Origin of the sequence: Xanthomonas sp. NCPPB 3582, from assembly GCF_041475735.2 — a bacterium.
In the GTDB taxonomy this organism is placed as follows: Bacteria; Pseudomonadota; Gammaproteobacteria; order Xanthomonadales; family Xanthomonadaceae; genus Xanthomonas; species Xanthomonas codiaei.
On the sequence record NZ_CM192968.1, the window covers coordinates 516,696 to 530,661 of the forward strand.

Here is a 13,966-nt window from a genome sequence, read left to right on the forward strand (position 1 = left end):
TCAATCGCGCGCCTCCGGAAGTGCGGCGGGATCCTTCGGTGCGTCCTGCAAGGCCTCCGCCGCGCCGGGTTGGACATGCGCGCTCCAGCTGCGCAGCACCGGCACCAGGCCGGTGTAGCGCCGGCCCTGCCAGCCGCTGGCCAGTACAGTGCCGTTGCGATCCAGCAGCACCAGGTTCGGCGGCGCGGTGCCGGCGAGCCGGCGCAATGCGGGCAATGCGGGAAGACGGCGATAGTCGATCGCCGGCCAGGGCATCTGCTGCAGGCGCATGTAGCGGCGCATCTGCGCTTGCGAATGGTCCTGGCTGACATACACCACCTCGGTGTCGGCGCCGGCCTCGCGCAGTGCCGCGCGCACCCGGATCAATTCGGGAACGAACGCATGGCAGGGGCCGCACCAGTCGGCACCGAAGTACAGCGCGATCACGGCCGGCTCGCGCGTCCAGCGGAAGGTCTGCATGCGGTCGGTGGCGGGCACCACCAAGGCCTGCGCGATCTCCCGTCGCAGCTGCGGGCCTTGCTGCGCGCCGGCCGGCAGCGCGCATGCCAGCAGACAGCACACCGCCAGCCGCCATCGCGCACGCTCAGAACGCATGGCGCAGGTTGAGATACCACGCGCGTCCCAGGCGCGGCCCGTAGACATAATCGCTGTCGCGGCCGGCGCCCACCTCCAGGTCGCGCTGGCGTCGATCGAACAGGTTCTTCACCCCGAACGCCACGCTGAACTGCTGGCTGCCACTCGCGCCCCAATGCAGATGCCAGAGCACGCCCACATCGGTGTTCCAGAAATCCGGGGTACGACGCAAGACGCCGAGGCGGTTGTTCAATGCGTCCATGCGGCCGGTGTAGCGGGTCGCGAGGAAGGCCTGGAACGCCTCGCTGGGTTGCCAGGTGAGTTGCGCCAGTCCACTCCATTCCGGCGTCTTCAGATAGCGGGTGCTGGCGATGCGGGTGTCGCCACCATCGGCGGTGTCGTCGAAGATCAGCTGTGCCTGATCGTAGCGCGAGCGGTACCACGCCACGCCTGCGCTGGCGCGCCACTGCGCGCTGGGTTGCCACGCCAGGTTGCTTTCCAGCCCGGCCACCGTCGAACCGGATGCATTGTCACGAAGCTGGAAGAGGTTGCCGTCGGCGTCGCTGCGGATCTGCCCGAGCACGAAGGTGTCGCGCAGCCGGGTGAACGAGGCGGTCGCATCCCAGCTCCAGCGCGGTTGCGCCGGATCGCTGCGCCAGTCCATCCCCAGCATTGCGGTCATCGCGCGCTCCTCGCGCAATCCATCGGCGTTGCGCACCCGTACCGGTGCAGCGCCGAGCGTGTCCACGTGCACGTCTTCCAGGAAGATCTCCGGTGCACGGAAGCCGGTGGACACGCCTGCGCGCCACTTCAGGTTGGCAGTGGCCTGCCAGGCCAGCGCCAGGCGCGGCGAAAACACGCTGTTCTCCAGTTCCGAGCTCTTGTCCAGGCGCGCGCCCAGGACCAGATCCACCTGCTCGCTCACCGCCCACTCGTCCTGGACAAAGCCGCCCAGGTTGCGGAAGCGCGCATCGGCGAGCGTGCGCAGACGCCGGCCGGTCGCATCCAGATTGAAATCGCGCAGGGTCTCGCGCTTGTACTGAAGACCGAAGGCCACTGCGTGCGCGCCCAGCCGCCAGTTGAACTGGCTATCGACGAACTGCAGAGGATTCTCGGTGTAGCCGTATTGATCGTAGGACCGCGCTGCCGCACTGCCGGGAACCGAAGGGGAGAGTTGGCGGGGGTCGTAGGCGGGATCGTCTGGATTGGTTGCCACCTCGCCCAGGCCACCGTAGAAGCTGTCGCGATCGATCGCGGCGAACGCATAGCTGATGCGGAAATCGGCGTCCTCACTCAGCGTTTGTTCCCAGCTCAGCCCGCCGCGCCGATAGCGGGTGTGCAGCGATTCGGCGATGTTGGCCAGGTATTCGGGGACCCCCAATCGATTGCCGCCGCGTCGCGATTCGTCGGTGGACTGATAATCGGCGCGCAGGCGGGTCTGGGCGGTGGGTGCGTACCAGAGCTGGACGCCGCCCAGGCGCAGGTCCTTGCGGGTGATTTCGGTGTAGCCGTCGTGGTTGTAGTCGATACCGTCGTCGTCGGAGCGTTGTGCCACCACCGCCACGCCGAAGCGATCGTCGTCGGTGATCAGATTCAGACGGCCATCCAGGTTCCATTGCGGCGTGCCCTCGAGCACGTCCACGCCCGCTTGCACGTAGCCCCCGTTGCGTACCGGTCGCTCGGAAATCAGGTTGACCACACCGGCCACGGCGCCGGGCCCGTACAAGGCCGAACCGCCGCCCTTGACCACTTCGATGCGGTCGATGAACGCACTGGGGATCTGCTCCAGGCCGTACACGCTCCCCAGCGTGGACAGCAGCGGCGTGCCGTCGAACAGCAATTGGTTATAGGCGCCAGGCAAGCCCAGCAATTGCACCTCGGAGGTGTTGCAGTTCTGGCAGTTGCTCTCCACCCGCAGTCCGTTGATCAGTTCGACCGCCTGCGAGACGTCGGTGGCGGCGCGCAAGGCGATGTCCTGTTGGCGCAGCACTTCGGTACGCACGGGCACATCCGCCAGCAGGCGCTCGGTGCGCGTGGCGGTGCTGACCTTGACCTCGATGCGGTCCAGCGCCACTGCCTGCGGCGTCGTGGTGGCGTCCTCGGCCACCGCAGCGACTGCATCGCCGGCCAGGGAAGCGGCCAGCAGGACGAGGGAACGCACGGCATCGACGCGATGCGGGGGCGCGGGGGTGTGGTGCATGCGAAGACCTGGATGGAAAGCCGGGGGAGCGTGGGGTGTCGCGACAGCGCGGCCGATCGCGACGAGGGCTGGCCGAGACGGCCGGCTGGCTGCAGGTAATATAGCAAATGCTATAAAGAAAAGTTGGTGCTAATCCGTGGTTTCGGCGCGTTGCGCGTCTTCGATTCCAGGCTTCTGTTCGCGACGGGCGGCAGGCGGCAGGCGCTGCGGATCGGTGGCCTGTCGCACGGCAGGTCATGCGCGGCATGGATGGCCGCACCAGTGGCGGCGGTACCTGCGCCGGGGCGGTACAGCCACCCGCGCGCGACCGATGCAGCGCTGCTCATGATCGTCGTCGATCGGTATGCGGCGGTCGTGGTGTGGTGGTGCAGGCGTGCCCTCCGAACACCGGGTCCTTGCACACGCAAGAACCAGCTTGCACCCACGCGATGCGGCCAGCCGATGCCCGGTCCGCGCCGCAAGCGGTTATGCACACACCGTGCGTGGGGCACAATCGCGCTTCCCTGGCTTGTCTCCCCCCACATGCGCTATCCCGCGTTGGACCTGCTGCGTGGCATCGCCATCATCTGGGTGATGCTGTTCCATTCCTTCGTGGTCGGCGGGCTGGGGCCGGACTGGGCGTGGCTGTCGCGCTACGGCTGGATGGGAGTGGACCTGTTCTTCGTGCTGAGCGGGTTTCTGATCGGCAGCCAGGTGCTGACACCGCTGGCGCGCGGGCAGCGGCTGGATTTCGGGGACTTCTACCTGCGGCGCGCCTTGCGCATCCTGCCGGCGTTTGCGGTGGTGCTGATCGTCTACATGGCGTGGCCGGGGTTTCGCGAAGCGCCCGGGCTGGCGCCGTGGTGGATGTTCGTCAGTTTCACCCTGAACCTGTTCGTCGATTACGGCCAGCAGGCCGCCTTCTCGCACGCCTGGTCGCTGTGCGTGGAAGAGCATTTCTATCTGGTGTTCCCGCTGCTGGCCACGCTCTTGCTGCGGCGCCCCTCGGCGGCCCGCTTCATCGCCCTGTGCGTGGCGGTGGTGGTGGCCGGCATCGCCTTGCGCAGCAGCGTATGGCTGCACAACACTGCGCTGGACCAGATCGGCGCCGGGCAGCAGCGCAACTGGTTTGTCGAAGACATCTACTACCCCACCTGGAACCGTCTCGATGGCCTGCTGGCCGGCGTGGCGCTCGCAGTGCTCAAGGTGTTTCGCCCGCAGACCTGGCAACGGCTACAGCAGCGTGGAGGCACCTGGTTGCTGGCCGGCATCGCGACGCTGGCCCTGGCGATGTGGCTGTTTCGCGAGCGCACCGGCCTGATCGGCAATGCAGTGGGTTGGCCGGTGCTTTCGGTCGGCCTGGCCTTGCTGGTGCTGGCGGGCAGCGCGACCGACAGCCTGTCTGGCCGCCTGCATGTGCCCGGCGCGGCCTGGCTGGCGACGGTCTCCTACAGCCTGTACCTGACCCACAAGGCCGTCTTCCACCTCACCCAGGCGTGGTTCGGCACTGTACTGGAAGGGCGGGGCGTGCTGGCGTTTGCCGCGTATGGCGTTGCGGCCCTGCTGGCGGGCGCGGTGCTGCATTACGGTGTGGAACGGCCCTTCCTGCAGCTGCGCGGCGGCCTGGTACGGCGGCGAGCACGGGCATTGCAGACCGCAGCGCAGTGACCGACGCGACGGTCGGCGCTGCAGCTCCCAGGACAGACGATGAGCTGTTGCCAGGCACGACGCGGCCACGACACAGGATGGGGGCGACCGCATTGCGCCTCGCCCAGCGCACGCTCGCGGGACGCACGTTGCCGGTTGCGGCGGGAGCTGCACCCGACGAGCCTGCAGATCCCGCCTGCCGCCGCCTCACTGTGGGTCGCGTGCCACCTGGAAACCGGCGAACGACTGCGTCACCGGCATGATTTCCAGCCGATTGATGTTCAGGTGCGCCGGCAGGCTGGCCACGTAGAAGATCTGCTCGGCGATGTCTTCGGCCGTCATCGGGGTGGCGCCGCGGTAGAGCGTGTCGGAGGCGGCCTGGTTGCCACCGGTGCGCACCAGGGTGAATTCGGTTTCGGCCATGCCCGGTTCGATCGAGGTCACGCGCACGCCGGTGCCGTGCAGGTCCGAGCGCAGGCCCAGCGAAAACTGCTGCACGAAGGCCTTGGTGCCGCCGTAGACATTGCCGCCGGTGTACGGGTAGGTGGCCGCCACCGAGGCGATGTTGATGATGGCGCCGCGGCGTGCGATCAATGCCGGCAGCAGCCGGTGGGTGAGGGCCACCAGGGCGGTGACATTGGTGTCGATCATCTGCTGCCACTGCTGCAGGTCGGCCTGCTGCGCTGGCGCGGTGCCCAGCGCCAGCCCGGCGTTGTTGACCAGCACGTCGATGTCGGCAAAGGCGGCCGGCAACGCGTCGATGGCCGCCGCCAGCCCCGGCGCATCGCGCATGTCGAAGGCGGCGGTGTGCACCTGGCCGGCCGGCAGTTCCGCGGCCAACGCCTCCAGGCGCTCGGCACGCCGGCCGGTGGCGATGACCTTCCAGCCGGCGGCGGCGAAGCGGCGCACCGCGGCGCTGCCGAATCCGGAGGTGGCGCCGGTGATCATGACGGTCTTGGACATGGGGAACTCCAGGCAGGGGAAGGGGGGTATCAGGGAACGGGGTCGCCGCTGGCGGCTGCAGCGCGTCGGGCGCGCAGCATCTGTTCGGTCAGGGTGTCTTGCGCGATCACCCGGCCGCGGCGCAGCTGCAGGACCCGGTAGCTGGCCGCCGCCGATGGCGCCTCTGCGGCAGGCGGCAACGCGACGATTATTTCGCCATCCACGCACACCGCCGGTACCGGCGCGCGCTGGCCGGGAAACACCACCTCCAGCGGCAACTCCGGCGGTGCATCGCGGCAGGCGCCCAGGACCACCCGATCGAGTACCAGCTGCTGTGCGTCCAGGCGCCAGAACGCCTGATAGCCGCGCCAGTTGGCCGTACAGCTGCCCAGGGCCGTGCCGGCCCTGGCGACGAAGCGCTTCCAGGTGGCGGGGTCGTCCAGCGGCCCGGACAAGGGCTCCGCCAGCAGTTCTGCCTGCCGGCCGTCGATCTGGATGCGGTCGGGGATCTGCTCGGTGGCCTGCGCGCTGCCGATCAGCGCGAGCAGTCCCAGCAGCGAGCCGGCGAGGCGGCGCATCACCTGCGCTTACTGCGCCTTGATCGCGATGGCAGGCAAGCCGCTGCCGGTGAGTTTCTGCTTGGCCTCGGCCAGTTCGCCAGCGCTGCCGTACGGCCCCATGCGCACGCGATACACCGTCTTGCCACTGATTTCAGCCGATTCCACCCGGGCGGCCAGGCCCATCATCGCCAGCTTGGCCTTGGTCGATTCGGCATCGCCGGAGGCGCCGAACGAGCCGGCCTGCAGGATGTAACGGGTGTTGTCGGTCACCGCAGGCGCGGCGGCAGGGCTGGACGCCGTCGTGCCGGCTGCGGCGATAGCCGGCTTGGGCACCGTGGCCGCTGGCGTGGTGAGCGCGGCGGTGCCGGTTGGCGCAGGCGTGGCGGCCGGGCGGGTCTGGGCGGCTTCCGGTAACGGCTTGGGCACGCGGGCGGCCGGTTCGTTCAAGGGCACCGGCACGCTGGCGGCAGGCGTGGCCGCCGCGACGCTGGCTGCGGCGCCCGGTGCCGGTGGCACCGGCTTGCCTTCCAGCGCCGCGCGCGCGCGCGCAGCTTCTTCGGCACGCGCGCTGGCGGCCAGTTCCGCATCGGACATCTGCACTTCCTTGCCGGGCAGCAAGGTGTAGAAGTCGTACTGGGTCTGCGCATCGCCGGGCTTGGCCTGCGGCTTGGGCGGCTGCGTGCTGGGCCTGGGCAGCTCGGCCGGCGTATCGGTGTCGGCATCGGCCACCGGCTCGGGCTGCGCATCGGGATTGGCCCGCGGGCCCACGCGCAGGAAGCCGTCGCCGTCCTTCTTGAACAGGTTGGGCGCGGCCAGGAAGATCACCGCCGCAATCGCGGCGCCCGCCACCAACCACACCCAACCGGGCGTGCCATTGCTGGTGTTGCGTCGTGCCTGGCTCTTACCGCGTCGTGCTGCCATCTACCACTTCTCCGAATCGTGTCGTTGCGGGCCGTTGCCCGGCTTGCTACGGCAATCGCTGCGCCTGCTGCCGGGTGCGGCGCAGGCGATGAGCGGGCTGCCGTGCCTGCGCCGCAGCCAGGCGGATGTGCACACCCGGCTGCGGCATCCCGGCGGCGTACCTACATCTTTTCCGGAGCGCTGACGCCGAGCAGTTCCAGGCCGTTGGCGAGCACTTGCTGGGTGGCCACCGCCAGGGTGAGTTTGGCGTCGCGCTCGGCGGCATCGTCCACCAGCACCTTGCTGTTGTGATACCACGTGTGGAAAGCATGTGCCAATTCACGCAGGTACTGCGCAATCTGGTACGGCTCCAGCGCCTGGCCAGCGATCTCCACCACTTCCGGGTAGCGCGACAGCTCCAGCATCACCGCAAGCGAGTGCTCGTCGTCCAGCCGCGCCAGCTGGGCCAGGCCATTGGCCTGTTCGTACTTGAAGCCCTTTTCCTGCGCCTGGCGCAGCACGCTGCACACCCGCGCATGCGCGTATTGCACGTAGAACACCGGGTTGTCGTTGCTCTGCGCACGCGCCAGGTCGATGTCGAAGGTGAGCTGCGAATCGGGCTTGCGCGCGATCAGGAACCAGCGCACCGCATCGGCGCTGGTTTCCTCGATCAGGTCGCGCAGGGTGACGTAGCTGCCGGCACGCTTGGACAGCTTCACTTCCTCGCCGCCGCGCATCACCGTGACCATCTGGTGCAGCACGTACTCCGGCCAGCCCTGCGGGATGCCCAGCTCCAGCGCCTGCAGGCCGGCGCGCACGCGCGTCAGCGAGCCATGGTGGTCGGCGCCCAGTTCGGTGATCGCGCGCTCGTAACCGCGCTGCCACTTGGTCAGGTGGTAGGCCACGTCCGGCACGAAGTAGGTGTAGGTGCCGTCGGACTTGCGCATGACGCGGTCCTTGTCGTCGCCGAAGTCGGTGGACTTCAGCCACAACGCGCCACCTTCCTCGTAGGTGTGGCCGGAGGCGATCAGCTTCTGCACCGCTTCTTCGACCTTGCCGTCCTTGTACAGCGAGCTTTCCAGGAAATAGATATCGAAGTCGACGCGGAACGCCGCCAGGTCGTGGTTCTGCTCGTTGCGCAGATACGCCACCGCGAAACGGCGGATCGATTCGAGATCGGACGGATCCTTGGTGCCGGTGACCAGATGGCCTTCCAGGTCGACGGTATCGCCGGCCAGGTAGGCGTTGGCCACGTCGGCGATGTAGTCGCCGCGGTAGCCGTTCTCCGGCCAGCCGTCGCTGTCGGGGGTGAGCCCCTGCGCGCGCGCCTGCACCGACAGCGCCAGGTTTTCGATCTGCACGCCGGCATCGTTGTAGTAGAACTCGCGCTTGACGTTCCAGCCATTGGCATCGAGCACGCGCGCCAGGCTGTCGCCGATCGCCGCGGCGCGGCCATGACCGACGTGCAGCGGGCCGGTGGGGTTGGCCGAAACGTATTCCACACCCACCGAGCGGCCGTTGCCGGCCAGGCCGCGGCCGTAGTCGTGGCCCTGCTTGATCACATGCGCCACTTCGCGCTGATACGCGGTAGGCGCCAGATGGAAATTGATGAAGCCGGGACCGGCGATCTCCACCTTGGTCACATCGTCGCTGGCCGGCAGCGCGGCCACCAGCGCCTGTGCCAGTGCGCGCGGATTGCTGCGCGCGAGCTTGGCCAGCAGCATTGCCGCATTGGTGGCGAAGTCGCCATGCTCGCGGGTCTTGGGTCGCTCGACCACAAAATCCGGCGGCAGGGTGTCGGCGGGCAGGGTGCCGTTGGCGCGCAAGGCTTCGATGCCTTGGCCGATCAGTGCGCGGAGTTGGGCTTTCACGTGGGATCTGCTTGGAACCAAACCAGCGATTTTACCCGACCGCGCGGCGCAGGGTCCGGCCGATGGTTCAGGTCGGCGCGCCGGCTCAAACGATCCACCCCAGCACGACGCGACGACCACGCAGGCGCAACAGGGATCTGCGGCCGGCAATATTGCCCGGGCGCCGCAGATCACCCGTGGCACAGGCCGCTTCCCGTACGCAATGGCCGTCAGCCGCACCGAGCGCGCCGCGTTCCCGGGGCCGCGCAGCGTCCGGCCCGCCTCGCTGATGGCGGCATCTGCGCGGATGGCAGCGCATCCCGTGCAGACATCAAGCGCGCCCGTCCAGCCAGCCGCGCTCGGCCAGCGATACCGGCCGGCCATCGCCGATCACGAAGTGGTCCAGCAGGCGGATATCCACCAGGTCCAGCCCCTGCAGCAGGCGTTGGGTGACCGCGCGATCGGCCTCGGACGGCTCCGGATTGCCGGACGGGTGGTTGTGCCCGACGATCACCGCCGCGGCGTTGTGCAGCAGCGCCTTGCGGACCACCTCGCGCGGATGGATGTCGGCGCCGTCGATGGTGCCGGTGAACATTTCCTCGAAGGCGATCGCGCGGTGGCGGTTGTCCAGGAACAGCACCGCAAACACTTCGTAGCTGCGTGCGCGCAGCCGCTGGCAAAAATAGCGGCCCACGCTGGGCGGGTCGCTGAGCGCTTCGCCGCGCTCCAGCCCGCTCATCAGGTGGCGGTGCGCCAGTTCCAGCGCCGCGTTGAGCTTGCATGCCGAGGCCGGGCCTAGGCCGGGCAGGCGCGCCAGCGCCGAGGCCGGGCGGTCCAGCAGCACGCGCAGCGGACCGTGCCGGTGCAGCAGCTCGCGCGCGGTCTTGACCGCGTCCTGGCCGCGCAGGCCCGAGCCGACGAAGATCGCCAGCAGCTCGGCGTCGGAGAGGGCGGGCGCGCCGCGCGCCAGGAGTTTTTCGCGCGGGCGTTCGGTGCTGGGCCAGTCGTGTATGTGCATATGGCGAGATTGCCGGTGCTTATCGCCCACGCCCATCAGGCCAGGCAGGACCATCGGCTAATCTAGTTGTCCTTGTAACCGTAGGACGACTCCGACGTGATCGGCTCCACTCAGGCCCGCCCCCTGGACGGACAGCGCTTGCTGCTGTGCGTCGGCGGAGGCATTGCCGCTTACAAATCGCTCGAACTGGTCCGTCGCCTGCGCGACGCCGGCGCGCAGGTGCAGGTCGCCATGACCGGCGGCGCCCAGCAGTTCGTCACTCCGCTGAGCTTCCAGGCGCTGTCCGGGCACCCGACCCGCACCACGCTATGGGACAGTGCCGCCGAGCAGGCGATGGGGCATATCGAACTGGCGCGCTGGGCCGACCGGGTGGTCGTGGCCCCGGCCACCGCCGACCTGCTGGCGCGGCTGGCACATGGCCTGGCCGACGATCTGGTCACCACGCTGTGCCTGGCGACCACCGCGCCGCTGATCGTGGCCCCGGCGATGAACCACCGCATGTGGCTGCATGCGGCCACCCAGGCCAACATCGCCACCTTGCGCGCGCGCGGCGTGGCAGTGATCGGCCCCGAGGACGGTCCGCTGGCCGAAGGCGAATCCGGCCCCGGCCGGCTGGCCGAGCCGGCAGCGATCGTGGCTGCACTGGCCGGAACCGGCGCCGTGGCGGCCGCATCCCCTGCCGCCCCGGCTGCGGCCACGCCGGTGTTCATTCCCAGCAGCGCGCAGCTGGAAGGCCTGCGCATCGTGATCAGCGCCGGCCCCACGTTCGAAGACCTGGACCCGGTGCGCTACGTCGGTAACCGCAGCAGCGGCAAGATGGGCTACGCCTTGGCCGCCGCCGCCGCCCGCCAGGGCGCCGACGTCGTGCTGGTCAGCGGACCGGTGCACCAGACCACCCCGCCCGGGGTGCAGCGCACCGACGTGCGCTCGGCCGCGCAGATGCGCGACGCGGTGCTGGGCGCGTTTCCGGCCGACATCTACATCGGCGCGGCCGCGGTGGCCGACTACACGCCCAAACGGGTCGTATCGCAGAAGATCAAGAAGACCGGCGAAACCCTGACCCTGGAACTGGTGCGCACGCCGGACATCCTGTCCGAGGTGGCCGCGCAGACCGGCGCGCTCAAACTGGTGGTCGGTTTTGCTGCCGAAACGCACGACGTGGAGCATTACGCGCGCGGCAAGCTGGCGGCCAAGCGGCTGGACCTGATCATCGCCAACCAGGTCGGGATCGAGGGCGGCGGGTTCGAAAGCGACAACAATGCCGCCACGGCCTACTGGCAGGGTGGCGAGCGTGTGTTTCCCAGCAGCAGCAAGACCCAGCTGGCCGACCAACTGCTGGCCCTGATCGCGGAGAGATTGCAGGCATGAGCGACCCGACCCACTCCTTGCAACTGAAGCTGCTCGACCCACGCTTCGGCGACGTGTGGCCGTTGCCGGCCTACGCCACCGAGGCCAGCGCAGGCATGGACCTGCGCGCCGCACTGGAGGCGCCGATGACGCTGCAGCCCGGCGATGCGGCGTTGATCCCCAGCGGTATCGCCATCCACCTGGCCGACCCGCAGGTGTGTGCGGTGATCCTGCCGCGGTCGGGCCTGGGCCATCGCCACGGCATCGTGCTCGGCAACGGCACCGGGCTCATCGATGCCGATTACCAGGGCCCGCTGCTGATCAGTACCTGGAATCGCGGGCGCGAGGCCTTCACCATCGAGCCGGGCGACCGCATCGCGCAGTTGGTGATCCTGCCGATCGTGCGCGTGGGCCTGCAAGTGGTGGATACTTTCGTCGACAGCGCGCGGGGAGCGGGTGGATTCGGCCACACCGGGGTGCGCTGACGGGGGAGTCGCATGAGCAAGGCGAACGAGCGCAGGCAGTCGATGTCCAGCGTGCGTACGAGCGGTCCAGTGTTGGGAGGCGTGTTGCTGCTGCTGGCCGCGTGGTTCGGCTGGAACAGCTATGCGCAATGGCACGAAGAGGCGGTTGCGCAGGACCTGGAGCAGGCCCGCGACCGTGCCGTGCAGGAGGTCGGCCAGGCGATGGCCGCGCAGGCCAGCCAGTTCGACGCCGTACTCAAGCAACCAGCGGTCGTCACTGCGCTGGGCAACGGCGACGCCTTGGCCGCCGCCTCGCTCATCCGTGAGCGTTTCAAGGGCGCCGAGGATGTGCAGGTGCTGCCTGGCGACCTGGCGGCGGCCTATGCCAACCCCAAGGATTTCGGTTACGCACGTTTGAGCCTGCTCGAATCGGCCCAGGTGGCCGACCATGCGCAGGTGCGCGTGGTGCGCGACGCCAGGCAGGTGCGCCTGGGCGTGGCCGCCGCGGTACGCCTGGGCGGGCAGCCGGCGGTGGCGTATGCGCGCTTGCCGCTGCTGCGCCTGACCGGCCCGCTGGATGCGATCGTGGTGCCCGGCAGCGCCTACCTGGCGCTGCGCCAGGGCAGCTACAACGTGACCCAGCAGGGCGACGCGGCGCTGGCCGATGCCGCCGAAACGCTGGCCAGGCCGCTGGGCAGCAGCGGCCTGCGCGTGGCCGCGGCGGTGCCGCAGGGCGATGCCGGCCCGCTGGGCCTGGGGGCCATTGGTTGCGCCACCGTGGCGGTGTTGCTGGGCGTCATCGCCGTGTTGCTGGTGCTGGCCAGCCGTGGCCGGGTGGCATTGCCGCGTCGCCGCGTCGCCGGCGCGCCGACGGCCGACGAACCCACCTTCAGCCAAAGCCTGCAACACGACGCCAGCCTCGCCAGCCAGGCGGCTGCGCCGGACGAGGCAGCGCAGCCAACCACGCCAGCGCTGGTGCCGGCGGTGCAGGTCGCCACCGAGATGTTCCGCGCCTACGACATCCGGGGCGTGGTCGGAAAAGATCTCAATCCCGGCGTGGCGGCGCTGATCGGCCAGGCCATCGGCAGCGTGATGCAGGCCCAGGGTCTGCGCGATGTGGTGGTGGGCCGCGACGGACGGCTGTCCGGCCCGGAACTGAGCAACGGGCTGATCGAAGGCCTGCGGCGCGCCGGCTGCAACGTGACCGACATCGGTCTGGCACCGACGCCGGTGGTGTACTTCGGTGCGTACGAGTTGCGTGCCGGCAGCTGCGTAGCGGTGACCGGCAGCCACAATCCGCCGGACTACAACGGCTTCAAGATCGTCATCGGGGGCGAGACGCTGTCCGGCACGGCCATCGCCGAACTGCACCAGCGCATCAACCAAGGCCGCCTGCACACCGCCGCTGCGCCCGGCGAGCTGGAACAGCACGATCTCAGCGACGCCTACATCCAGCGCATCGCCGACGACGTGCAGCTCGACCGCCCGATCAAGGTCGTCGTGGACGCCGGCAATGGCGCGGCCGGCGAGATCGCGCCACGCTTGCTGGAAGCGATCGGCGCCGAAGTGGTGCCGCTGTATTGCGACATCGACGGCACCTTCCCCAACCACCATCCGGACCCGAGCGAGCCGCACAACCTCGACGATCTGGTGAACATGGTGCAGCGTTTCGACGCCGATATCGGCGTGGCCTTCGACGGCGACGCCGATCGCCTGGGCGTGGTGACCAAGGAAGGCGCGGTGGTGTTCCCCGACCGCCTGCTGATGCTGTTCGCCGCCGACGTGCTGCAGCGCAATCCCGGCGCGCTGGTCATCTACGACGTGAAGTGCACCGGCAAGCTGTCCGATTACGTGCTGCGCAATGGCGGCAGCCCGCTGATGTGGAAGACCGGGCATTCGCTGATCAAGTCGAAGATGCGCGAAACCGATGCCGAACTGGCCGGCGAGATGAGCGGCCACTTCTTCTTCAAGGAACGCTGGTACGGCTTCGACGACGGCATCTATGCGGCCGCGCGCCTGCTGGAAATCCTGGCCCAGCGCGAGGAAACCCCGTCCGAGGTGCTGGACGCACTGCCCGAAAGCGTCTCCACGCCGGAGATCAAGGTGCCGGTGGAAGGCGATGCGCATGCGCTGGTGGCGCGCGTGGTCGCGCGTGCGCAGGCGGGCGAAGAATCGCCGTTCGAGTCGGCGCGGCTGTCCACCATCGACGGCCTGCGGGCGGACTTCGTCGACGGATGGGGCCTGGTGCGCGCCTCCAACACCACGCCGATCCTGGTGCTGCGGTTCGAAGCCGACAGCGAGGCGGCGCTGGAGCGTATCCGCGCGCTGTTCCGCAGTGAATTGCAGGCGCTGTTGCCCGAACACCCGCTGGCATTCTGAGCCAGCGGGCAAGGCCACCCGCGGCGTTACCCCTCCAGCGGCAGCACCGTCGGTCGCGGCGCAGCAGGATGGCGGCGAAGGAGGCGGGCCATCCGGCAGGGAGGCAG

11 protein-coding genes are annotated in these 13,966 nt (G+C 69.1%); 4 read left to right on the forward strand and 7 right to left on the reverse strand.

What is annotated here, in order from left to right; all coding sequences use genetic code 11:
* Positions 1–594 (reverse strand): thioredoxin-like domain-containing protein, encoded by a 594-nt coding sequence (locus ACCQ05_RS02130; protein ID WP_228962301.1) that lies wholly within the window; start codon positions 592–594, stop codon positions 1–3.
* Positions 584–2,773: a TonB-dependent receptor plug domain-containing protein gene (locus ACCQ05_RS02135; RefSeq protein WP_372392789.1), complete on the reverse strand. Its 2,190-nt coding sequence runs from the start codon at positions 2,771–2,773 to the stop codon at positions 584–586. The genes ACCQ05_RS02130 and ACCQ05_RS02135 overlap by 11 nt, the downstream gene beginning before the upstream one ends.
* A 522-nt stretch (positions 2,774–3,295) precedes the next feature.
* On the opposite strand from ACCQ05_RS02135, the gene ACCQ05_RS02140 reads away from it, so the two are divergent.
* Complete coding sequence (locus ACCQ05_RS02140) at positions 3,296–4,420, forward strand: acyltransferase family protein (protein ID WP_228962300.1); 1,125 nt, start codon at positions 3,296–3,298, stop codon at positions 4,418–4,420.
* 186 nt (positions 4,421–4,606) lie between these two features.
* Here ACCQ05_RS02140 and ACCQ05_RS02145 read toward each other — a convergent pair whose 3' ends face one another.
* From ACCQ05_RS02145 to radC, 5 genes are all read right to left on the reverse strand, one after another.
* A complete protein-coding gene (locus tag ACCQ05_RS02145; protein ID WP_228962299.1) occupies positions 4,607–5,362 on the reverse strand; it encodes an SDR family NAD(P)-dependent oxidoreductase in 756 nt (251 codons plus the stop codon).
* A 29-nt stretch (positions 5,363–5,391) separates the two neighbouring features.
* The gene (locus tag ACCQ05_RS02150) at positions 5,392–5,922 is read right to left on the reverse strand and encodes a hypothetical protein (protein WP_372392790.1); all 531 of its coding nucleotides are present in this window, start codon (positions 5,920–5,922) and stop codon (positions 5,392–5,394) included.
* Between the two features lie 6 nt (positions 5,923–5,928).
* Positions 5,929–6,822, reverse strand: coding sequence for an SPOR domain-containing protein (locus ACCQ05_RS02155; protein ID WP_372392792.1), 894 nt, complete (start codon positions 6,820–6,822; stop codon positions 5,929–5,931).
* 161 nt (positions 6,823–6,983) lie between these two features.
* Entirely contained in the window at positions 6,984–8,672 is a 1,689-nt protein-coding gene (argS, locus tag ACCQ05_RS02160; RefSeq protein WP_372392793.1) for an arginine--tRNA ligase, read from the reverse strand.
* Positions 8,673–8,982: 310 nt separating this feature from the next.
* On the reverse strand, positions 8,983–9,669 hold the full coding sequence (radC, locus tag ACCQ05_RS02165; protein WP_506191549.1) for a RadC family protein: 687 nt from the start codon (positions 9,667–9,669) through the stop codon (positions 8,983–8,985).
* Between the two features lie 96 nt (positions 9,670–9,765).
* On the opposite strand from radC, the gene coaBC reads away from it, so the two are divergent.
* From coaBC to ACCQ05_RS02180, 3 genes are read left to right on the forward strand one after another with little or no spacing between them, the layout of a single operon-like run.
* Positions 9,766–11,037: a bifunctional phosphopantothenoylcysteine decarboxylase/phosphopantothenate--cysteine ligase CoaBC gene (gene coaBC / locus ACCQ05_RS02170; RefSeq protein WP_104540967.1), complete on the forward strand. Its 1,272-nt coding sequence runs from the start codon at positions 9,766–9,768 to the stop codon at positions 11,035–11,037.
* On the forward strand, positions 11,034–11,501 hold the full coding sequence (gene dut / locus ACCQ05_RS02175; protein ID WP_228962295.1) for a dUTP diphosphatase: 468 nt from the start codon (positions 11,034–11,036) through the stop codon (positions 11,499–11,501). Before coaBC ends, dut begins: the two co-directional genes overlap by 4 nt.
* 12 nt (positions 11,502–11,513) lie before the next feature.
* Positions 11,514–13,859 carry a phosphomannomutase/phosphoglucomutase gene (locus ACCQ05_RS02180; RefSeq protein ID WP_372392794.1) on the forward strand — a complete coding sequence of 782 codons (2,346 nt, stop codon included), beginning with the start codon at positions 11,514–11,516 and terminating at the stop codon, positions 13,857–13,859.
* Positions 13,860–13,966: the final 107 nt, after the last annotated feature.